Source organism: Pseudomonas sp. SBB6, assembly GCF_024213215.1.
Classification (GTDB): domain Bacteria; phylum Pseudomonadota; class Gammaproteobacteria; order Pseudomonadales; family Pseudomonadaceae; genus Aquipseudomonas; species Aquipseudomonas donghuensis.
Window position 1 is genome coordinate 1 of record NZ_JANAVH010000012.1, and the last position, 21,564, is coordinate 21,564.

The 21,564-nt window shown below is 62.7% G+C and carries 21 protein-coding genes; 17 read left to right on the forward strand and 4 right to left on the reverse strand.

Translation table 11 applies throughout. From position 1 onward, the window contains the following. The first annotated feature begins 200 nt into the window (after positions 1-200). The 3 genes from NLX68_RS20915 to NLX68_RS20925 are packed head-to-tail and all read left to right on the forward strand — an operon-like array spanning position 201 to position 3,763. Entirely contained in the window at positions 201-860 is a 660-nt protein-coding gene (locus NLX68_RS20915; protein WP_254285628.1) for a paraquat-inducible protein A, read from the forward strand. Further along, positions 847-1,470: a paraquat-inducible protein A gene (locus tag NLX68_RS20920; protein WP_038998707.1), complete on the forward strand. Its 624-nt coding sequence runs from the start codon at positions 847-849 to the stop codon at positions 1,468-1,470. The genes NLX68_RS20915 and NLX68_RS20920 overlap by 14 nt, the downstream gene beginning before the upstream one ends. Beyond that, positions 1,463-3,763 (forward strand): PqiB family protein, encoded by a 2,301-nt coding sequence (locus tag NLX68_RS20925; protein ID WP_254285629.1) that lies wholly within the window; start codon positions 1,463-1,465, stop codon positions 3,761-3,763. Before NLX68_RS20920 ends, NLX68_RS20925 begins: the two co-directional genes overlap by 8 nt. Before the next feature lie 210 nt (positions 3,764-3,973). Here the strand turns inward: NLX68_RS20925 and rpsT are convergent, their stop codons facing one another. Continuing rightward, positions 3,974-4,252: a 30S ribosomal protein S20 gene (rpsT, locus tag NLX68_RS20930; protein ID WP_010220592.1), complete on the reverse strand. Its 279-nt coding sequence runs from the start codon at positions 4,250-4,252 to the stop codon at positions 3,974-3,976. 251 nt (positions 4,253-4,503) lie between these two features. On the opposite strand from rpsT, the gene murJ reads away from it, so the two are divergent. The 6 genes from murJ to ispH all read left to right on the forward strand — a co-directional run bounded on the left by murJ (position 4,504) and on the right by ispH (position 11,839). Beyond that, a complete protein-coding gene (gene murJ / locus NLX68_RS20935; RefSeq protein ID WP_254285630.1) occupies positions 4,504-6,042 on the forward strand; it encodes a murein biosynthesis integral membrane protein MurJ in 1,539 nt (512 codons plus the stop codon). 118 nt (positions 6,043-6,160) lie between these two features. Next, entirely contained in the window at positions 6,161-7,111 is a 951-nt protein-coding gene (gene ribF, locus NLX68_RS20940) for a bifunctional riboflavin kinase/FAD synthetase (RefSeq protein ID WP_254285631.1), read from the forward strand. Further along, positions 7,108-9,939, forward strand: coding sequence for an isoleucine--tRNA ligase (gene ileS / locus NLX68_RS20945; RefSeq protein ID WP_254285632.1), 2,832 nt, complete (start codon positions 7,108-7,110; stop codon positions 9,937-9,939). Before ribF ends, ileS begins: the two co-directional genes overlap by 4 nt. Further along, a complete protein-coding gene (gene lspA, locus NLX68_RS20950; protein WP_010220597.1) occupies positions 9,932-10,447 on the forward strand; it encodes a signal peptidase II in 516 nt (171 codons plus the stop codon). Before ileS ends, lspA begins: the two co-directional genes overlap by 8 nt. After that, on the forward strand, positions 10,440-10,877 hold the full coding sequence (gene fkpB, locus NLX68_RS20955) for an FKBP-type peptidyl-prolyl cis-trans isomerase (protein ID WP_254285633.1): 438 nt from the start codon (positions 10,440-10,442) through the stop codon (positions 10,875-10,877). The genes lspA and fkpB overlap by 8 nt, the downstream gene beginning before the upstream one ends. Before the next feature lie 14 nt (positions 10,878-10,891). Further along, a complete protein-coding gene (gene ispH / locus NLX68_RS20960; RefSeq protein WP_254285634.1) occupies positions 10,892-11,839 on the forward strand; it encodes a 4-hydroxy-3-methylbut-2-enyl diphosphate reductase in 948 nt (315 codons plus the stop codon). On the opposite strand, the gene NLX68_RS20965 is transcribed toward ispH, so the two are convergent. Continuing rightward, a complete protein-coding gene (locus NLX68_RS20965; protein ID WP_254285635.1) occupies positions 11,828-12,310 on the reverse strand; it encodes a GspH/FimT family protein in 483 nt (160 codons plus the stop codon). The genes ispH and NLX68_RS20965 overlap by 12 nt on opposite strands. Positions 12,311-12,449: 139 nt before the next feature. On the opposite strand from NLX68_RS20965, the gene pilV reads away from it, so the two are divergent. The 5 genes from pilV to thiO are packed head-to-tail and all read left to right on the forward strand — an operon-like array spanning position 12,450 to position 15,370. After that, the gene (gene pilV / locus NLX68_RS20970) at positions 12,450-12,662 is read left to right on the forward strand and encodes a type IV pilus modification protein PilV (protein ID WP_254285636.1); all 213 of its coding nucleotides are present in this window, start codon (positions 12,450-12,452) and stop codon (positions 12,660-12,662) included. Next, entirely contained in the window at positions 12,659-13,318 is a 660-nt protein-coding gene (locus tag NLX68_RS20975) for a PilW family protein (protein WP_254285637.1), read from the forward strand. The genes pilV and NLX68_RS20975 overlap by 4 nt, the downstream gene beginning before the upstream one ends. Beyond that, positions 13,311-13,820, forward strand: coding sequence for a pilus assembly protein PilX (locus NLX68_RS20980; protein WP_254285638.1), 510 nt, complete (start codon positions 13,311-13,313; stop codon positions 13,818-13,820). The genes NLX68_RS20975 and NLX68_RS20980 overlap by 8 nt, the downstream gene beginning before the upstream one ends. 20 nt (positions 13,821-13,840) lie before the next feature. Next, on the forward strand, positions 13,841-14,239 hold the full coding sequence (locus NLX68_RS20985) for a type IV pilin protein (protein WP_254285778.1): 399 nt from the start codon (positions 13,841-13,843) through the stop codon (positions 14,237-14,239). A 27-nt stretch (positions 14,240-14,266) separates the two neighbouring features. Further along, positions 14,267-15,370, forward strand: a complete 1,104-nt coding sequence (gene thiO, locus NLX68_RS20990) for a glycine oxidase ThiO (protein ID WP_254285639.1) — start codon at positions 14,267-14,269, stop codon at positions 15,368-15,370. 106 nt (positions 15,371-15,476) lie between these two features. On the opposite strand, the gene NLX68_RS20995 is transcribed toward thiO, so the two are convergent. After that, positions 15,477-15,707 (reverse strand): PP0621 family protein, encoded by a 231-nt coding sequence (locus tag NLX68_RS20995; RefSeq protein ID WP_038998721.1) that lies wholly within the window; start codon positions 15,705-15,707, stop codon positions 15,477-15,479. 93 nt (positions 15,708-15,800) lie between these two features. After that, positions 15,801-16,823 carry an outer membrane protein assembly factor BamD gene (locus tag NLX68_RS21000; RefSeq protein WP_254285640.1) on the reverse strand — a complete coding sequence of 341 codons (1,023 nt, stop codon included), beginning with the start codon at positions 16,821-16,823 and terminating at the stop codon, positions 15,801-15,803. Between the two features lie 150 nt (positions 16,824-16,973). On the opposite strand from NLX68_RS21000, the gene rluD reads away from it, so the two are divergent. The 3 genes from rluD to clpB all read left to right on the forward strand — a co-directional run bounded on the left by rluD (position 16,974) and on the right by clpB (position 21,362). Next, on the forward strand, positions 16,974-17,936 hold the full coding sequence (rluD, locus tag NLX68_RS21005) for a 23S rRNA pseudouridine(1911/1915/1917) synthase RluD (RefSeq protein WP_010220609.1): 963 nt from the start codon (positions 16,974-16,976) through the stop codon (positions 17,934-17,936). Continuing rightward, complete coding sequence (gene pgeF, locus NLX68_RS21010) at positions 17,933-18,673, forward strand: peptidoglycan editing factor PgeF (protein WP_254285641.1); 741 nt, start codon at positions 17,933-17,935, stop codon at positions 18,671-18,673. Before rluD ends, pgeF begins: the two co-directional genes overlap by 4 nt. A gap of 124 nt (positions 18,674-18,797) precedes the next feature. Then, positions 18,798-21,362, forward strand: coding sequence for an ATP-dependent chaperone ClpB (gene clpB, locus NLX68_RS21015; protein WP_254285642.1), 2,565 nt, complete (start codon positions 18,798-18,800; stop codon positions 21,360-21,362). Positions 21,363-21,564: the final 202 nt, after the last annotated feature.

Here is a 21,564-nt window from a genome sequence, read left to right on the forward strand (position 1 = left end):
ATCGCCGATGGTAGTGTGGGGTTTCCCCATGTGAGAGTAGGTCATCGTCAAGATTAAATTCCGAAACCCCTATCTGCGTACGCAGGTAGGGGTTTTGTCTTTCTGGCGTTTACCTCGACTGTGGGGGCCGCCTCATCGCGGGGCAAGCCCGCTCCTACATCGGTTAGAATAGCGCCCTCGCGTTGACTCAGAAGTTCACTATGTCAGAATCTGCCGACCCCCCTCAGCTCGCCGACCTGCCCCTGGAAGACCTGGTGGCCTGTCACGAATGCGACCTGCTGATGCGTAAGCCTGTGCTCAAACAGGACGAAAAGGCCCACTGCCCGCGCTGTGGCTACGAGCTCTACGCCCATCGACACAATGTGGTCCCGCGCAGCCTGGCCCTGGTGCTGGCGGCCTTGCTGCTCTACGTACCCGCCAACTTCCTGCCGATCATGCAATTGCACCTGCTCGGCCAAAGCTCCAACGATACCGTCTGGAGCGGTGTGGTCGGGCTGTACAACACCGGCATGCGCGGCGTGGCGGTGGTGGTATTCCTGTGCAGCATGGCCATCCCCTTGCTCAAGCTGTTGTGCCAATTGGTAGTGCTGTTGAGCATTCGCCTGAACATCGGCCGCAGTTACGGCTTGTTGCTCTATCGGATTTATCACCATCTACGCGATTGGGGCATGCTCGAGGTGTATTTCATGGGCGTGCTGGTGGCGATGGTCAAGCTGGTCGATCTCGCGGATCTGAGCCTCGGCCTGGGTCTGGCCTGCTTTATCAGTTTGTTGTTGGTGCAGGTGTGGCTGGAGGTGGTGATGTCGCCCCACCAGATATGGAGCGCTTTATCGGGGGAAGACCTGCATGCGTGCGATTGATGCTGGCATTCTGGTTTGTGGTGAATGCCACGAGCTGAATCGCCAGGAGCCGGGCAGTGACGCGCAAACCTGCACCCGCTGTGGTGCAGTGGTGCATGCGCGGCGGCCGAACAGCCTGGTGCGAACCTGGGCGTTGCTGATCACCTCGGCAATTTTGTACATCCCGGCCAATGTGCTGCCGATCATGACCGTCAGCGCGCTGGGCCAGGGCAGCCCGGACACCATCATGTCCGGCGTTATTACCTTGATGAAGCACGGCATGCTGCCGATCGCTGCGGTGGTGTTCATCGCCAGTATCCTGGTGCCGACCTTCAAGCTGGTGGGCATTGCCCTGTTGCTTTATTCGGTGCAGCGCCACCAGCCGTTGTCGGCGCGGCAACGAATCCTGATGTACCGCTTCATCGAATTCATCGGACGCTGGTCGATGCTGGATATTTTCGTGATCGCCATTTTGGTGGCGGTGGTGAATTTCGGCAGGATCGCCAGTGTCGAAGCCAATCTGGGCGCCGTCGCCTTCGCCAGTGTGGTGATTCTGACGATGCTCGCTGCAGTAACCTTCGATCCCCGACTGATTTGGGATAACACGGAGTCGGATGACGACCATGAGTGATTTGCCTACGGCTAAAACCCGCCCAGCTTCGAACTGGTCGGCCATATGGATATTGCCTCTGATCGCCCTGGTGATCGGTGGCTGGCTTGGCTGGCAGGCCTATCGCGAGTCAGGGGTGAACATCCAGGTCCGCTTTGAAAGCGGTGAGGGCATCGTTGCCAACAAGACCGAAGTGGTCTTCAAGGGCATGTCGGTCGGTAAGGTAAAAGAGCTGGTACTGGATGCCAAGGGCAACAATACCGGGGTCATCGCCACCATCGAGATGAACAAGGAAGCCGAGCCGCACCTGAATACCGGTACCCGCTTCTGGCTGGTCAAGCCGAGTGTCAGCCTGGCCGGGATCACCGGCCTGGAGACCCTGGTTTCGGGTAACTACATTGCCGTGAGCCCTGGGCAAGGCGAGCCGACCAAGCGCTTCAAGGCGCTGGATGAGGCGCCGCCGCTGTCTGATAGCGAGCCAGGCCTGCACCTAGTCCTCAAGGCTGACCGCCTGGGCTCGCTCAATCGCGACAGTCCGGTGTTCTACAAGCAGATCCAGGTTGGCCGGGTGAAGAGTTATCGTCTGGCCGAAGACCAGGGCACGGTCGAGGTCAAGGTGTACATCGAGCCGGCTTACGCCGCCCTTGTGCGCAAACATACGCGGTTCTGGAACGCCAGCGGCGTCAGCATCGATGCCGACCTTTCCGGGGTGAAGGTCCGTAGTGAATCGCTGGCCAGTATTGTCGCCGGCGGTATCGCCTTCGCCACGCCCGAGCACCGCAAGGACAGCCCGCCAACTGATCCGAGCTTACCGTTCCGCCTGTACGAAGACTTCGATGCAGCCCAGGCCGGGATTCGCGTCAAGGTCAAGCTGAGCGACTTCGAGGGCCTGCAGGCCGGGCGTACCCCGGTGATGTACAAAGGTATCCAGGTTGGTTCGTTGAAGACCCTCAAGGTCGATGCCGACCTGGCCAGCGCCATGGCCGATCTGACCCTCGATCCGCTGGCCGAAGACTACCTGGTCGACGGCACCCAGTTCTGGGTGGTCAAGCCGTCGATCTCCCTTGCCGGTATCACCGGCCTGGAAGCGCTGGTCAAAGGTAACTACATTGCCATTCGCCCGGGCGACAAGGGCGCGACCCCGCAGCGTGAGTTCGAGGCGCGGGCCAAGGCGCCGCCGCTGGACCTCAAGGCGCCTGGGCTGCACCTGGTGCTGTACAGCGACAACCTCGGTTCGCTGGAAGTCGGCAGCCCGATCCTCTACCGTCAGGTCAAGGTCGGTACGGTACAGAGCTACCAGTTCTCCAAAAAGAGCAAGCGCCTGCTGATCGGCGTGCATATCGAGAAAGAGTACGCCGGCCTGGTCAACGGTTCGACACGCTTCTGGAATGCCAGCGGCATTACCCTGAGCGGTGGCCTGTCGGGCATTCAGATCAAGAGTGAGTCGCTGCAGAGCCTGATGGCCGGCGGCATTGCCTTCGACACGCCCATCCCGAATGTGGCGCTCAAACGCCGTATTCCGTTCTTCCTCCTGCATGAAAGCCAGGAAACAGCCAACCGCAGCGGAACCACGGTGACCATCCGTGTCGATCGCGCAGACGGCCTCAAGGTTGGCACGCCGGTTCGCTTCAAGGGCCTGGATGTCGGCAAGGTCGAGCAGGTCGACCTGACCAAGGATCTGCAGGCTGTGCTGCTCAAGGCGCGGATCACCGAGGTGCCGGAGCGCATTGCCCGCGAAGGTACGCAGTTCTGGGTGGTCAAGCCGGCCCTGGGGATCGTCAAGACCGCCAACCTGGAAACCCTGGTCACCGGCCAGTACCTGGAAGTGCAGCCGGCAGTCAGGAGTGCAGGGCCGCAGCTCAACTTCAATGCGTTGCCACAGGCGCCGGACTTCTCCGAGCGCGAAGCCGGGTTGGCGCTGGTGCTCAGCGCACCGCGGCGGGGTTCGATCAAGCCGGGCGTGCCAGTGACCTACCGGGAGATTCCAGTGGGCAAGGTCACCGGTTTCGAGTTGGGGCAGACGGCCGACCGGGTGCTGATCCATATCCTGATCGAGCCCAGGTACGCAGCGCTGGTACGCGGTGGTAGCCGTTTCTGGAACAGCAGTGGATTTGGCTTCGACATCGGCCTGTTCAAGGGCGCAACGGTGCGGACCGAGTCGCTGGAGACCCTGATCGAGGGCGGAATTGCCTTTGCAACGCCGGACGGCGAGAAGATGGGTAACCCGGCTCGTCCGCAGCAGACCTTCGCCCTGTTCGACAAGGCCGAGGATGAATGGCTGCAGTGGGCGCCGAAGATTCAGATTGGTAAGTAACAAACACCCCGGGCTGCATTGCAGCCCATTGTGGGAGCTGGCTTGCCAGCGATGAGGCCGGTCCAGGCTATCCATCTGGTGTTGCCTGGGCTGCGACCGCTTTGCGGTCGATCGCTGGCAAGCCAGCTCCCACAGGGTTAAAGGTCAATCTCAGGAATCACAGGCAATAAAAAACCGACCCTAGGGTCGGTTTTTCAACAAGCATGTCGCTTAGGCAGCTGCAGCTTCTTTCAGCGCCTTGATGTGGCCATTCAGACGGCCTTTATGGCGAGCAGCCTTGTTCTTGTGGATGATGCCTTTATCGGCCATACGGTCGATAACTGGAACAGCCAGAGTGTAAGCAGCTTGCGCTTTTTCGGCGTCTTTTGCGTCGATGGCTTTAACTACATTCTTGATGTAGGTACGAACCATGGAACGCAGGCTGGCGTTGTGGCTGCGACGCTTCTCAGCCTGTTTTGCACGTTTTTTGGCGGAAGGTGAGTTGGCCACCGTCGAGCTCCTCGAAAGACTTGGTAAATAGCAAACAAAATAGGCCGCGAATCATGCCGATGAGTTGATCGGTTGTCAAGGGCACTTGCATGGTTCCGCTGAGTGGTCGTTCTGTACAAGGGAGTGATTCCCTTCTGCGGCACGACCTGTAAACTCGGGAGCTTTTGCTCTGCTTGCGTTGCGGCGCGGAGTATCGCACAACTGGGCGCGTTGCGGCACAGCCCTTTATCCTCAGGCGTGAAAAACTTTCGATGAATCTTCTTAAATCCCTGGCCGCGGTCAGCTCCATCACCATGATCTCGCGGGTGCTGGGCTTTGTCCGTGACACCATCCTGGCACGGGTGTTCGGCGCAGGCGTGGCCACCGACGCCTTCTTCATTGCCTTCAAGCTGCCCAACCTGCTGCGGCGCATCTTCGCCGAGGGCGCGTTTTCCCAGGCGTTCGTGCCAATTTTGGCTGAATACAAGACCCAGCAAGGCGAGGAGGCGACCCGTACCTTCATCGCCTACGTCAGCGGCCTGCTGACCCTGGTGCTGGCCCTGGTGACTGCCCTGGGGATCCTTGCCGCGCCCTGGGTGGTGTGGGTAACGGCGCCGGGCTTTGTCGACAGCACCGAGAAGTACCAGCTGACCACCGACCTGTTGCGGGTGACCTTTCCTTATATATTGCTGATCTCGCTGTCGTCGCTGGCCGGGGCCATCCTCAATACCTGGAACCGTTTTTCGGTGCCGGCCTTCGTGCCGACCCTGCTCAACGTGGCGATGATCGGCTTTACCCTGTTCCTCACGCCGTACTTCGACCCGCCGATCATGGCCCTGGCCTGGGGCGTGCTGGCCGGTGGCCTGGCGCAGCTGTTGTATCAGCTGCCACACCTGAAAAAGATCGGCATGCTCGTGCTGCCGCGTTTGAACCTGCGCGATAGTGGCGTGTGGCGGGTGCTCAAACAGATGCTGCCGGCGATCCTCGGGGTGTCGGTCAGCCAGATCTCGCTGATCATCAACACCATCTTCGCCTCGTTCCTGGTGGCTGGCTCAGTGTCGTGGATGTACTACGCCGACCGCCTGATGGAGCTGCCCTCCGGCGTGCTCGGGGTGGCCCTGGGCACCATCCTGCTGCCAACCCTGGCCAAGACCTACGCCAACCGCGACCGCCACGAGTACTCGCGGATCCTCGACTGGGGCCTGCGCCTGTGCTTTTTGCTGGTGCTGCCATGCACCCTGGCCATGGCGATTCTTGCCGAGCCGTTGACCGTGGCGCTGTTCCAGTACGGTAAATTCAGCGCCTTCGACGCGGCCATGACCCAGCGTGCGCTGATTGCCTATTCGGTGGGCCTGCTGGCGATCATTCTGGTCAAAGTGCTGGCCCCAGGCTTCTATGCCCAGCAGAACATCCGGACGCCCGTGAAGATCGCCATCTTCACCCTGGTCTGCACCCAGCTGTTCAACCTGGTGTTCATTACCCACCTGGCGCATGCCGGCCTGGCCCTGGCCATCAGCCTGGGTGCCTGCCTGAATGCCGGGTTGCTGTACTGGAAGCTGCGCCAGCAGCAGTTGTTCCAGCCACAACCGGGCTGGGCCAGGTTCCTCGCCAAGCTGGTGGTGGCGGTGTTGCTGATGTCGGCGGTATTGCTGGTAGGCATGCATTACATGCCGGCCTGGGCCGAAGGGCAGATGTTCGAGCGCTTCCTGCGCCTGGGTGCGCTGATCCTGGCCGGGGTCGTGACCTATTTCGGCTGTCTGTTGCTGTTTGGTTTGCGCCCGCGTGACTTCGCCCGCAAGGCGTTGCATTAAGGCGTAATGGCGGTCAGACGTCGGTTTTACACATTCCACGCCACGGGGTGACGCTGCTGCCTGTCGTCAGCGCCCGGGTGTGGTTATAATCGACCACTTTATGAGCAAGAAGCGCGTTATGCAGCTGGTTCGAGGCCTCCACAACCTGCGCCCCCAGCACCGGGGCTGTGTCGCCACTATTGGCAACTTCGACGGTGTTCACCGCGGCCACCAGGCAATCCTGGCGCGTCTGCGTGAGCGAGCGGACGAGTTGGGCATGCCCAGCTGCGTGGTGATTTTCGAGCCACAGCCGCGTGAGTATTTCGCCCCCGACACCGCGCCCGCGCGCCTGGCCCGCCTGCGCGACAAGGTCGCCCTGCTGGCCGCCGCCGGCGTCGACCGGGTGCTGTGCCTGGCGTTCAACCAGCGCTTGAGCAAGCTCAGCGCCGCCGAGTTCGTCGACACCATCCTGGTCGATGGCCTGGGTGTGAAACACCTGGAAGTGGGCGACGACTTTCGCTTCGGCTGCGACCGTGTTGGCGACTTCGACTTCCTCGAACAGGCCGGTATCCTCCAGGGCTTTACCGTGGAAGCGGCGCAAACCGTCGAGCTCGACGGCCTGCGGGTCAGCAGCACGCAAGTGCGCGATGCGCTGGCCAGCGCCGATTTCGAGCTGGCCGAGCGTCTGCTGGGGCGGCCGTTCTGCATCCGCGGGCGCGTGTTGCATGGGCAGAAGCTGGCACGCCAGTTGGGTACGCCGACGGCCAACATCCAGCTCAAGCGCCATCGCGTACCGCTCAGCGGGGTCTACCTGGTCAGCGTCGAACTCGACGGCAAGCACTGGCCGGGTGTCGCCAACATCGGCGTACGGCCTACTGTTTCAGGTGATGGCAAAGCCCACCTGGAAGTACATCTTCTGGATTTTGCCGGCGATCTTTATGGCCGGCGTCTGACGGTGGAATTCCACCACAAGCTGCGTGAAGAGCAGCGTTTCGCCTCCCTGGAGGCGCTGAAGTCGGCGATCGATGCGGATATCGCCGCCGCACGTGCCCATTGGCACGGTCAACCGCTAACGAAGAGCCTGAAATGACCGACTATAAAGCCACGCTAAACCTTCCGGACACCGCCTTCCCGATGAAGGCCGGCCTGCCACAGCGCGAACCGCAGATCCTGCAGCGTTGGGACAGCATTGGCCTGTACCAGAAGCTGCGCGAAATTGGCAAGGATCGTCCGAAGTTCGTGCTGCACGACGGCCCGCCCTACGCCAACGGCAAGATCCACATCGGTCATGCGCTGAACAAAATTCTCAAGGACATGATTGTCCGCTCCAAGACCTTGTCCGGTTTCGACGCCCCGTACGTCCCGGGTTGGGACTGCCACGGCCTGCCGATCGAGCACAAGGTCGAAGTGACCCACGGCAAGCACCTGAGCGCCGATCAGACCCGCGAACTGTGCCGCGCCTACGCCGCCGAGCAGATCGAAGGGCAGAAGACCGAGTTCATCCGCCTGGGTGTGCTGGGCGACTGGGACAACCCGTACAAGACCATGAACTTCTCCAACGAAGCCGGTGAAATCCGCGCGCTGGCAGAAATGGTCAAGCACGGCTTCGTGTTCAAGGGCCTCAAGCCGGTCAACTGGTGTTTCGATTGCGGTTCGGCCCTGGCCGAAGCCGAGGTCGAGTACGCCGACAAAAAATCGCAGACCATCGACGTTGCCTTCCCGGTAGTCGATGACGCCAAGCTGGCCGCCGCCTTCGGCCTGGCCTCGCTGGCCAAGCCTGCCTCGATCGTGATCTGGACCACCACCCCGTGGACCATCCCGGCCAACCAGGCGCTGAACGTCCACCCGGAGTTCAAGTACGCCCTGGTCGATACCGGCGACAAGCTGCTGGTGCTGGCCGAAGAGCTGGTCGAATCGTGCCTGAAGCGTTATGCGCTGGAAGGTTCGGTGATCGCCACTGCGCCAGGTTCGGCGCTGGAACTGATCAACTTCCGTCACCCGTTCTACGATCGCCTGTCGCCGGTGTACCTGGCCGACTACGTCGAGCTGGGCGCCGGTACCGGTGTGGTTCACTCCTCGCCAGCCTACGGTGAAGACGACTTCGTCACCTGCAAGCGCTACGGCATGGTCAACGACGACATCCTCACCCCGGTGCAGAGCAACGGTGTGTACGTGCAGTCGCTGGAGTTCTTTGGCGGCCAGTTCATCTGGAAGGCCAACCCGGCCATCGTCGACAAACTCTCGGAAGTCGGTGCGCTGATGCACACCGAAACCATCAGCCACAGCTACATGCACTGCTGGCGCCACAAGACCCCGCTGATCTATCGCGCCACCGCGCAATGGTTCGTCGGCATGGACAAGCAGCCCGACAACGGCGAGACCCTGCGCAAGCGCGCGGTCAAGGCCATCGAAGAAACCAAGTTCGTCCCGGCCTGGGGCCAGGCGCGCCTGCACTCGATGATCGCCAACCGCCCGGACTGGTGCATCTCGCGTCAGCGTAACTGGGGCGTACCGATCCCGTTCTTCCTCGACAAGCAAACCGGCGAGCTGCACCCGCGCACCGTCGAGCTGATGGAAGAAGTGGCCAAGCGCGTCGAAAAAGAAGGTATCGAGGCCTGGTTCAAGCTCGACGCCGCCGAGCTGCTCGGTGACGAGGCTGGCCAGTACGACAAGATCGCCGACACCCTCGACGTCTGGTTCGACTCCGGCACCACCCACTGGCACGTGCTGCGTGGCTCGCACAGCATCGGCCACGAAACCGGCCCGCGCGCCGACCTGTACCTGGAAGGTTCCGACCAGCACCGCGGCTGGTTCCATTCCTCGCTGCTGACCGGTTGCGCCATCGACAACCATGCGCCGTACCGCGAATTGCTGACGCACGGTTTCACCGTCGACGAGAACGGCCGCAAGATGTCCAAGTCGCTGGGTAACACCATCGAGCCGCAGAAGGTCAACGACACCCTGGGTGCCGACATCCTGCGCCTGTGGGTTTCGGCCACCGACTACTCCGGCGAAATGGCGGTTTCCGAGCAGATCCTGCAGCGCAGCGCCGACGCCTACCGGCGTATCCGCAACACCGCGCGCTTCCTGCTCTCCAACCTGTCCGGCTTCGACCCGGCCCGCGACCTGCTGCCGGCCGAAGACATGCTGGCGCTGGACCGCTGGGCCGTCGACCGTACCCTGCTGCTGCAGCGCGAGCTGCAAGAGCACTACGGCGAGTACCGCTTCTGGAACGTCTACTCGAAGATCCACAACTTCTGCGTGCAGGAGCTGGGTGGCTTCTACCTGGACATCATCAAGGACCGTCAGTACACCACGGGCGCCAACAGTGTTGCCCGTCGTTCCTGCCAGACCGCGCTGTACCACATCAGCGAGGCGCTGGTGCGCTGGATCGCGCCGATCCTGGCGTTCACCGCCGACGAGCTGTGGCAGTACCTGCCGGGCGAGCGCAACGAATCGGTCATGCTCAACACCTGGTATGAAGGCCTGAGCGAGCTGCCGGAAGGCTTCGAGCTGGGTCGCGCCTACTGGGACCGCGTGATGGCGGCCAAGACTGCGGTCAACAAGGAACTGGAAAACCAGCGTGCGGCCAAGGCCATCGGTGGCAACCTGCAAGCCGAAGTCACCCTGTTCGCCGACGACGCCCTGAGCGCCGACCTGAACAAGCTGGGCGACGAGCTGCGCTTCGTGCTGATCACCTCGGCGGCCAGCGTTGCGCCGTTCGCCCAGGCTCCAGCCGATGCGGTCGAGACCGAAGTGCCTGGCCTCAAGCTGAAAGTGGTCAAGTCCGGCCACGCCAAGTGCGGCCGTTGCTGGCACTTCCGCGCAGACGTCGGTTCGAACCCCGAGCATCCGGAAATCTGCGCCCGTTGCGCCGACAACATCAGCGGCAATGGCGAGGTGCGCCACTATGCCTAACCCTGGTGTGGGGCGCTTCGGGCGCCTCAGCTGGCTGTGGCTGAGCGTGCTGGTCCTGGTCCTCGACCAGGCCAGCAAGTTCTACTTCGAGGGCGCGCTGAGCCTGTACCAGCAGATCGTGGTCATCCCTGACTACTTCAGCTGGACCCTGGCCTACAACACCGGTGCCGCTTTCAGCTTCCTGGCTGACAGCTCCGGCTGGCAGCGCTGGCTGTTCGCCCTGATTGCCGTGGTGGTCAGCGCCGTGCTGGTGATCTGGCTCAAGCGCCTGGGGCGCAACGAGACCTGGCTGGCAGTCGCGCTGGCATTGGTGCTCGGCGGCGCGCTGGGCAACCTGTACGACCGTATCGTGCTTGGCCACGTGGTCGACTTTATCCTCGTGCACTGGCAGAACCGCTGGTACTTCCCGGCCTTCAACCTGGCCGACAGCGCCATTACCGTGGGTGCGGTGATGCTGGCGCTGGACATGTTCAAGAGCAAAAAGTCCGGAGAACCCGTCCATGACTGAGACCCGTATCGGCCAGAACACCGAAGTGACCCTGCACTTCGCGCTGCACCTGGAAAACGGCGACACCGTCGACAGCACCTTTGAAAAGGCGCCGGCGGTGTTCAAGGTCGGCGACGGCAACCTGCTGCCAGGCTTCGAAGCGGCGCTGTTTGGCTTCAAGACCGGTGACAAGCGTACCGTGACCGTGGTCCCGGAAAACGCCTTCGGCCAGCCGAACCCGCAGAACGTGCAGGTCATGCCGCGCTCGCAGTTCCAGGACATGGAGTTGTCCGAAGGCCTGCTGGTGATCTTCAACGATGCCGCCAACGCCGAATTGCCAGGTGTGGTGAAAGCGTTCGATGATACCCAGGTGACCATCGACTTCAACCATCCACTGGCCGGCAAGACCCTGAACTTCGAGGTGGAAATCCTCGCGGTCAAGGCCCTGTGAGCCTGGAGTCCGCCATGCAAATCAAACTCGCCAACCCCCGTGGCTTCTGTGCCGGCGTGGACCGGGCGATCGAGATCGTCAATCGCGCCCTCGAAGTGTTTGGCCCGCCGATCTATGTGCGCCATGAAGTGGTGCACAACAAGTTCGTGGTCGAGGACCTGCGCGCGCGGGGGGCGATTTTCGTCGAAGAGCTGGACCAGGTGCCGGACGACGTCATCGTCATCTTCAGCGCCCATGGTGTTTCCCAGGCCGTGCGCCAGGAAGCCGCCGGGCGCGGCCTGAAGGTGTTCGACGCGACCTGCCCGCTGGTGACCAAGGTGCATATCGAGGTGGCGCGCTACAGCCGCGACGGCCGCGAGTGCATCCTGATCGGCCACGAAGGCCACCCGGAAGTCGAAGGCACCATGGGTCAGTACGACACCAGTAATGGTGGCGCCATCTACCTGGTCGAAGACGAGGACGATGTTGCCAGCCTGCAGGTCAACGACCCGGATAAGCTGGCCTTCGTCACCCAGACCACTTTGTCGATGGACGACACCAGCCGGGTGATCGATGCCCTGCGCGCGCGCTTCCCGACTATTGGCGGGCCGCGCAAGGACGACATCTGCTACGCCACCCAGAACCGTCAGGACGCGGTCAAGCAATTGGCCGACGAATGCGACGTGGTATTGGTGGTCGGTAGCCCGAACAGCTCCAACTCCAACCGCCTGCGTGAGCTGGCCGAGCGCATGTCGACCCCGGCCTACCTGATCGACGGCGCCGAAGACCTGCAAAAAAGCTGGTTCGATGGCGTCGAGCGCATTGGTATCACTGCCGGTGCTTCGGCACCCGAGGTGCTGGTGCGTGGGGTGATCGAGCAACTGCGGGCCTGGGGGGCCACCGGCGCCGAAGAGCTCGATGGCCGCGAGGAGAACATCACCTTCTCGATGCCCAAAGAGCTGCGTGTGCGTTCATTGATCTGACCCGGCAGCCGCGCACAGCGGCTGTTCGCCGGGCTCCTCGCGCAGGCTGACCCGGCCTGTGTGCGCCAGTACCACCCGGTACTGGCTGAAGGGCCCGGGGCGTTGGCAAATGAACAGCGTCCCGGCCTGAAACGCCCCACCCTCGTGCAAGGGCACCCCCAGCCCACTGAAGCGTACCTGCCGGGCCACCGGTTGATTACCGATTATGCTTACCCGTTCGAGCCGACGCTGTTGGTACAGCAGAGGTTGGCCATCCTGCTCCAGAACCATGCGCCAGCCATTGCCCCAGTTGTCCTCCAACGCTTGCAGGCGTACCACCTGATTGCGCAGCAAGGCCTCGGCTCGCGCCGTGCGCAGGGCGTGAGCCAGGTCCTGGGCGGCAGCTTGCTGTTGTAGCCCATGGCTCATGGCGCTGTAGGTCGGTACGCCGATGTACGTGAGCATCCCCACCAGCGCTAGCGCAAACATCATTTGTATCAGTGTTACGCCCTGTTGCTTCACCGTGCATTCCTCCCTGGAAGTGCTTCTATAGAGTCAGGCCGGCGGACAGGAGCGTCCAGTCGGCCGGGTTGGCAAAGGGCTGTGGAAAAGTCGCAGGAGGGAAGGCGCCATGGATGGCGGACGGCAACAAGGGATTAGCCTGATCGAGGTGCTGCTGGCGATGCTGGTGCTGGGGCTTGGTCTGTTTGCCGCGGCGGCCGCGCAAGTGCGGGCGCTGCAGGCTACCGACAGTGCCTTGCAGAGTACCCAGGCGGCGTATCTGCAGCATGGCGTGCTCGAACAGCTGCGTATCGACGACACCCAGCAAGGGCCAGGCCGATGAACCGGCAAGGCGGCGTTGGCCTGGTCGAAGTGTTGCTGGCCTTGAGCCTCGGGTTGTTGCTGCTACTCGGTGTCAGCCGCTTGTTCCTGGCCGCCAGCCAGAACTGGCAGGCTCAGGGCATCGCGGCCCAATTGCAGGAGGACGCGCGCCTGACGTTGCAGCGCATGGCCCAGGACATTCGCATGAGTGGCATGTTCGGCTGCTTGCGCGCGGATGCCACAAGCCATGTGAATCCATCCTCGGCACAGGCCTTTTCCCGCCCGTTGGAAATAACCCGGGCAGCGGATGGGCGTCTGTTGCAACTTAGCCTCATCAGCGCCGAAATGGCGGGTGCAGGTGGCCGGCCGAACTGGACGCTGGTCACCGATTGCACGGAGCAGGCGCGGGTCTATCCCGAGGTGCACGTGGCGCCCGCCGGGCAGTACGCGATACCGATACGGCGTCAGATCTATCGCGTTGATGGCGCCAGCCTGATGCTCGGAAGCGGCGCCAGCTATGCGCCGTTGATCGATAACCTTGGCGAACTGCGGGTGGATGTTCTCAGGCGAGGCACGGAGGGCATCGCCGGCTTGCGCCTGAGCCTGACCTTGATTGACCCGCAGTCACGGGTCAGGCCGCAGCAGTATCAACTGACGGTAGCGCTGCGCAATGGCTAGGCCCGGCAACCAGCGCGGCGTGATCCTGCTGATCAGCCTGGTGTTGCTGGGGCTGTTGGGGTTGCTCGGCATCTCGGCCATGGTCAGTGCCACCCTGCAGGAGCGCATGGCCGGCAATTTGCTGGCTACCCTGCAAAGCTTCGAGCAGGCGGAGCAGACCTTGCTACTGGGGGAATCGGCCGTGTCGCTGGCGCTGCCGTGCACGTACTGCTTGCCGCCCCCGGAAGCCGCTCGAGTGAGGGCGGCCGGCGTTTATCGCGGCGAAGGCCCCACGTCCGGCCTGAGCTGGCAACGCGGCGCCAGCGGCTTTTACCTGGTGCAGAACCTTGGCCAGAGCACCCGCGCAGCGCACTTGCCGGCTAATCTCGCCGCCACCCTGTACCGGATAACCGCAGTCAGCCATGGCGGGGCGGGGCGCAGCGTGCTGGAAAGCGTTTATGCGCAGGCTGTAGAAGCAGGCACCCATCAGCCCAGGCGTATTCTCTGGCGGCAGACTCACTAGGCGTTCGACTTATGTACAACCTGCAGAAAGGTTTGAGCCTGATTGAACTGTTGCTTGTCGTCGCCGTGGTCGGCATTCTTGCGGGCATTGCCTATCCCAGCTACAGCGAACAGGTCCGCAAGGCCGCACGCACGGAAATCGCCGGGTTGCTGTTCGAAAGTGCGCAGTTGCTGGAGCGTCACTATTCACGCACCGGCCAGTACGCCGACAGCGAGGCCCTGGTCACCCCATTGGCGTCCGGGACCGAGCACTACCGGCTGCAAGCCGTTCGTCATTCGACGTCATTCACCCTGACCGCCCGGCGCATACCGGGTGGTTTGATGACCAGTGACCGCTGCGCTGATTTCGTACTCGACCAGGCCGGTGTGCGCAGCAATCCCGGCGCCGTTGATGCTGGCCGTGGCTGTTGGGGTGGTTGAGGTTTACTTCAGACGTTGGATCAATACATGACCAAGCAAGTAGTGATTGTCGGTGGCGGGGTGATCGGCCTGCTGACAGCGTTCAACCTGGCGGCCGAAGTCGATCAGGTGGTGCTGTGTGACCGTGGCGCGCTCGGCCAGGAGTCTTCCTGGGCGGGTGGCGGCATCGTCTCGCCGCTGTATCCGTGGCGCTATAGCGCAGCGGTAACGGCCCTGGCGCACTGGTCGCAGGATTTTTATCCACAGCTGGGCGAGCGCCTGTTCGCCAGCACCGGGGTTGACCCGCAAGTGCACACCACCGGCCTGTACTGGCTGGACCTGGACGACGAAGCCCAAGCGCTGGCCTGGGCCAAGCGCGAAGGGCGGCCGTTGACGGCTGTGGATATCTCGGCGGCCTATGACGCGGTGCCGGTACTTGGCGGCGGTTTCCGGCGCGCCATCTACATGGCCGGGGTTGCCAACGTGCGTAACCCGCGCCTGGTCAAGTCACTCAAGGCCGCCTTGCTGGCGCTGCCGAACGTGAGCATTCGCGAGCACTGCGAAATCACCGGCTTCAGCCGTGAGGGCGCGCGCATTAGCGGGGTGGAGACCGCGACCGGGCCGATCCAGGCCGATCACGTCGTGCTGACGGCTGGCGCCTGGAGCGGCGACTTGCTGCGGCCGCTGGGCCTGGAGCTGCCGGTGGAGCCGGTGAAAGGGCAGATGATCCTGTACAAGTGCGCCGAAGACTTTTTGCCGAGCATGGTGCTGGCCAAGGGGCGCTATGCGATCCCGCGGCGTGACGGGCATATTCTGGTGGGTAGTACCCTGGAGCATGCCGGTTACGACAAGACCCCGACCGAGGAGGCGCTGGAAAGCCTGAAGGCTTCGGCGGTGGAATTGCTGCCGGCGCTGGCCGATGCCACCCCGGTGGCCCATTGGGCAGGGCTGCGGCCGGGGTCGCCTGAGGGCATTCCGTACATCGGTGAGGTGCCGGGGTATACCGGGCTGTGGCTGAACTGCGGGCACTACCGCAACGGCCTGGTGCTGGCGCCGGCGTCCTGCCAGTTGTTTGCGGATTTGTTGCTGGGGCGTGAGCCGATGATCGACCCGGCGCCGTATGCACCGGCTGGGCGGGTGGCTGCTCTCTAGGGCCCTATCGCCGGCAAGGCCGGCTCCCACAGTGTCATGTGTGCGCTGTACTTGTGGGAGCCGGCCTTGCCGGCGATGGCTGCGAAGCAGCCCAAGGTTGCCGGACTCAGCGCTGCGCCCCAGGCCCCTGCTCCAGGTGCGCCTGGCTGCAATACCACTGCGCCCCGCGATGCAATGCCCGGTCACTGGGCAAATGCACACCGCAATGGGCGCAGCGGACCATCTTCAGCGGGTCTTCGAGGCTGTTGTTTTGCCCAGCAGCATTGCTGGCCTTGAACTTGCGCCACAGCCAGAAGGCGGCAGCAATCAGGGCAATCCAGAATAGTAGGCGAACCATGGTGTCCAGCTTTGTCAGTGAAGAGCCTTCAGTCTAGGGCTCAGGCATGAAAAAAGGGAGGCCTTGGCCTCCCTTTATCTTTTACACGATGGCTCAGTCGAACACACCGAAGGTCATGTAGCTGAACCAGGAGCGGTCTTCGTTGTTGCCTTCCGCTTCGTGGTTCTCTTCCTTGATGACGTCACCGTTGGCATCTTTAGGCTGCAGCTCTTGCGGGATCGCGTCCTTGGCGTCCTGGTACTGCTTCATCACGTCCTGGTTGGCGCGGGTCTCGCCCGGCGGCAGCGGCGCGGCGGTATCGATCAGGCCCAGGGTGGCCTTGGACAGCCACGAGCGGGTGTCGGCCTCGTTCTGTTGCGGCACGAACTGGCCATCGACCAGGCTCGGGTGATCCGGGTAGTTGAGCTTGAGGGTTTCCAGGCTGGTGGCGGCCAGTTCGTCCAGATGCAGGCGCATGTAGGCTTCGGTCATCACCGCCAGGCCGTCGCCGACCGATGGGGTTTCCTGGAAGTTCTCGACCACGTAGCGGCCACGGTTGGCGGCAGCGACATAGGCCTGACGGGTCAGGTAGTAGTCGGCCACGTGGATTTCGTAGGAAGCCAGCAGGTTGCGCAGGTAGATCATGCGCTGCTTGGCGTCTGGCGAATAGCGGCTGTTGGGGAAGCGGCTGGTCAGCTGGGCGAACTCGTTGTACGAGTCGCGGGCAGCACCCGGGTCACGCTTGGTCATGTCCAGCGGCAGGAAGCGCGCCAACAGGCCGCGGTCCTGGTCGAAAGAGGTCAGACCCTTGAGGTAGTAGGCGTAGTCGACGTTCGGATGCTGCGGATGCAAGCGAATGAAACGCTCGGCGGCAGACTTGGCAGCCTCCGGTTCGGCGTTCTTGTAGTTCGCGTAGATCAGCTCGAGCTGGGCCTGGTCGGCGTAGCGGCCGAACGGATAGCGCGATTCCAGAGCCTTGAGCTTGCTCGTGGCACTGGTATAGCTGTGGTTGTCCAGGTCGGCCTGCGCCTGCTGGTACAGCTCGGCTTCGCTCAGGTTTTCGTCGACGACTTCCTTCGAAGAACAAGCAGCGGTCAGTCCGAGGATGGCGATCAGCAGCAGGTGTTTCACTTGCATGGCGGCTTGCGTCCCTATGACGGCCGCTGTCTTGGGCGTGGCCGTCCTGTTATGATGAGCACCCCGATGCAACCCTCGGGGCAAAAGACGTCGTATTTAACCACAAGCGTGCAGTCGAAACCAAAGGCTGTGCCGCCCGCTGATTCGAGCATGTCCGAGATCATTCAACTTCGCGCAGAGGTGCCGTCCGAATTGGGCGGGCAACGCCTCGACCAAGTCGCCGCCCAATTGTTCGCTGAGCACTCGCGCTCGCGCCTGTCCACCTGGATCAAGGAGGGGCGCCTGACGGTCGATGGCGCTGTCCTGCGTCCGCGCGATATCGTCCACGGCGGTGCGCTGCTGGCGCTCGACGCCGAGCAGGAAGCCCAGGGCGAGTGGGTGGCCCAGGACATCGAGCTGGATATCGTCTACGAAGACGACCACATCCTGGTGATCAACAAGCCTGCCGGGCTTGTGGTCCACCCGGCTGCGGGCCACGCTGATGGCACCCTGCTCAATGCCCTGCTGCACCATGTGCCGGACATCATCAATGTGCCGCGCGCCGGTATCGTCCACCGCCTGGACAAGGACACCACCGGTCTGATGGTGGTGGCCAAGACCATCCAGGCGCAGACCCAGCTGGTCGCCCAGTTGCAGAGCCGCAGCGTCAGCCGCATCTATGAATGCATCGTGATCGGCGTGGTAACGGCCGGCGGCAAGATCAACGCGCCGATCGGCCGTCACGGCGGGCAGCGCCAGCGCATGGCGGTCACCGAAGGCGGCAAGCCGGCGGTCAGCCACTACCGTGTACTGGAGCGCTTCCGCTCGCACACGCATGTGCGGGTCAAGCTCGAAACCGGGCGTACCCACCAGATTCGCGTGCACATGGCTCACGTCAACTTCCCGTTGGTCGGCGATCCGGTCTACGGCGGGCGTTTCCGTATTCCGCCAGCGGCCAGCCTGACCATGGTCGACGCGCTCAAGACCTTCCCGCGCCAGGCCCTGCATGCGCGCTTCCTGGAGCTCGATCACCCGGTGACCGGCGAGCGCATGGGCTGGGAATCGCCGCTGCCGGATGACTTCGTCTGGCTGCTGTCGCTGCTCAAGCAAGACCGTGAGGCGTTCATCGGATGAGCGAGTTGACGCAAGCGCTGCTGTTTCCCGACTGGCCTGCGCCAGCCGGGGTGCGCGCCTGCGTCACCACGCGCAGCGGCGGGGTCAGCCTGCCGCCTTATGAAAGCTTCAACCTCGGCGACCATGTTGGCGATGCGCCAGCTGCGGTGGCCGAGAACCGCCGGCGCCTGACCGTCGAGTTCGGCATTCAGCCGGCCTGGCTCAAGCAGGTGCATGGCGTGGTGGTGGCCGATGCCGACCCCAGTGTTATCGCCGAAGCCGATGCCAGCTACAGCGCGACCCCGGGCATTGCCTGCACGGTGATGACCGCCGACTGTTTACCGGTGCTGTTCTGCGACCGCGCCGGCACCCGGGTAGCCGCTGCCCACGCCGGCTGGCGCGGGCTGGCCAACGGTGTGCTCGAAGCCACCCTGGAGCGCCTGGCGCTGCCGCCCGACGAGGTGCTGGTGTGGCTCGGCCCGGCCATTGGCCCGCAAGCCTTCGAAGTTGGCCTGGAAGTACGCGACGCGTTCACGACCGTTCATCCGGAAACTGCCCGGGCCTTCGTGCCCGGTGCCCAGCCCGGCAAGCTGATGGCCGATATCTACCAACTGGCCCGCCTGCGCCTGGCAGCACGCGGCGTCAATGCCGTCTATGGTGGTGGCTTGTGCACCGTCAGCGACCCGCGCTTCTATTCTTATCGGCGCACCCCGCAGGGTGGCCGCTTCGCTTCCCTGGTCTGGCTGGCACCGCGCTGACCTGGATCAAGCCCGGCTAGCTTGAATCTTCCAGAATCACCCTTATCTACAGTGGTATCTCTGGCAGGTTTTTCTTCATCAGGTGTGTCCATCGCTCCGACCTGCCCATAAAGGAAGGTAACCCATGCGAATAGACCGTTTGACCAGCAAGCTGCAATTAGCATTATCCGACTCCCAATCCCTGGCCGTGGGCATGGACCATCCGGCCATCGAGCCTGCGCACCTGGTGCAGGCCCTGATCGATCAGCAGGGCGGTTCGATCAAGCCGCTGCTGATGCAGGTCGGCTTTGACGTCAACAGCCTGCGCAAGGCGTTGAGCAAAGAGCTCGACCAACTGCCGAAAATCCAGAACCCCACGGGCGATGTGAACATGTCCCAGGACCTGGCGCGCCTGCTCAACCAGGCCGACCGCCTGGCCCAGCAGAAGGGCGACCAGTTCATCTCCAGCGAGCTGGTGCTGCTGGCGGCCATGGACGAGAACAGCAAGCTCGGCAAGGTGCTGCTCAGCCAGGGTGTAAGCAAAAAGGCCCTGGAAAACGCCATCAGCAACCTGCGTGGCGGCGAGGCGGTCAATGACCCCAACGCCGAAGAGTCGCGCCAGGCCCTGGACAAATACACCATCGACCTGACCAAGCGCGCCGAAGACGGCAAGCTTGACCCGGTGATCGGCCGTGACGACGAAATTCGCCGCACCATCCAGGTGCTGCAGCGCCGGACCAAGAACAACCCGGTGCTGATCGGTGAGCCTGGCGTCGGTAAGACCGCCATCGCCGAAGGCCTGGCCCAGCGCATCATCAATGGCGAAGTGCCGGACGGCCTTAAAGGCAAGCGCCTGCTGTCGCTGGACATGGGCGCGCTGATTGCCGGGGCCAAGTTCCGCGGCGAGTTCGAGGAACGCCTCAAAGCCCTGCTCAACGAGCTGTCCAAGCAGGAAGGGCAGATCATCCTGTTCATCGACGAGCTGCACACCATGGTCGGCGCCGGTAAAGGCGAAGGCTCGATGGATGCCGGCAACATGCTCAAGCCGGCCCTGGCCCGTGGCGAGCTGCACTGCGTCGGCGCCACCACGCTTAACGAATACCGCCAGTACATTGAAAAAGACGCCGCGCTGGAGCGGCGTTTCCAGAAGGTCCTGGTTGAAGAGCCGAGCGAAGAGGACACCATCGCCATCCTGCGTGGCCTCAAGGAGCGTTACGAGGTGCACCACAAGGTGGCGATCACCGACGGCGCGATCATCGCCGCGGCCAAGCTCAGCCATCGCTACATCACTGACCGTCAGTTGCCGGACAAGGCCATCGACCTGATCGACGAAGCGGCCAGCCGCATCCGCATGGAGATCGACTCCAAGCCGGAAGTGCTCGACCGCCTGGAGCGCCGCCTGATTCAACTGAAGGTCGAGTCCCAGGCACTGAAGAAAGAAGACGACGAAGCCGCGATCAAGCGCCTGGAGAAGCTCACCGAAGAGATCGCCCGGCTGGAGCGCGAGTACGCCGACCTGGAAGAGGTCTGGACGTCGGAAAAAGCCGAAGTGCAGGGCTCGGCGCAGATCCAGCAAAAAATCGAGCAATCGCGTCAGGAGCTCGAAGCGGCCCGCCGCAAGGGCGACCTCAGCCGCATGGCCGAGCTGCAGTACGGGGTGATCCCGGACCTGGAGCGCAGCCTGCAGATGGTCGACCAGCACGGCAAGGCGGAAAACCAGCTGCTGCGTAACAAGGTTACTGAAGAAGAGATTGCCGAGGTCGTGTCCAAGTGGACCGGCATCCCGGTGTCGAAGATGCTCGAAGGCGAGCGAGAAAAACTGCTGAAAATGGAAAGCCTGCTGCACGAGCGGGTGATCGGCCAGGAAGAAGCGGTGGTGGCAGTCTCCAACGCCGTGCGCCGTTCGCGTGCCGGCCTGTCGGACCCGAACCGCCCGAGCGGCTCGTTCCTGTTCCTCGGCCCGACCGGTGTCGGTAAAACCGAGTTGTGCAAGGCGCTGGCCGAGTTTCTCTTCGACACTGAAGAGGCCATGGTGCGTATCGATATGTCCGAGTTCATGGAGAAACACTCCGTGGCTCGCCTGATCGGTGCCCCACCAGGCTACGTAGGTTACGAAGAGGGCGGCTACCTGACCGAAGCGGTGCGGCGCAAACCTTATTCGGTGGTGCTGCTCGACGAGGTCGAGAAGGCCCACCCGGATGTCTTCAACGTGTTGCTGCAAGTGCTTGAAGACGGTCGCCTGACCGACAGCCACGGGCGGACGGTGGATTTCCGTAATACCGTGATCGTCATGACCTCCAACCTGGGCTCCTCGCAGATCCAGGAACTGGTGGGCGATCGTGAAGCGCAGCGTGCGGCGGTGATGGATGCCGTGGGTTCGCACTTCCGGCCGGAGTTCATCAACCGTATCGACGAAGTGGTGGTGTTCGAACCGCTGGGCCGCGAGCAGATCGCCGGTATCACCCAGATCCAGCTCGGCCGCCTGCGCAGCCGCCTGACTGAACGTGAGCTGAGCCTGGAGCTGAGCCCTGAGGCACTGGATAAACTGATCGCTGTCGGTTACGACCCGGTCTATGGCGCCCGGCCGCTGAAACGGGCGATCCAGCGCTGGATCGAGAACCCGCTGGCGCAGTTGATCCTGTCGGGCAAGTTCCTGCCAGGCAGCGCCATCATGGCGAAAGTGGAGGGCGAAGAGATCGTCTTTGCCTGAGTTTTCGGTGGGTTACGCTAAGGCCTCGATTTTCGAGGCCTTTTTTCTTTGCATTTTTTCTCGAGTGCTTGTAAAGTGCGCCCCGCTGTATGTCGCCCCGCAGCTTCCCGGCAAAATTGGGAATCTGAAAAAAAGTTGCAAATCAGTAAGTTGAATGCAAATTAGGGGTTGACAAGGGTTTTGAAGGTTGTAGAATAGCGCG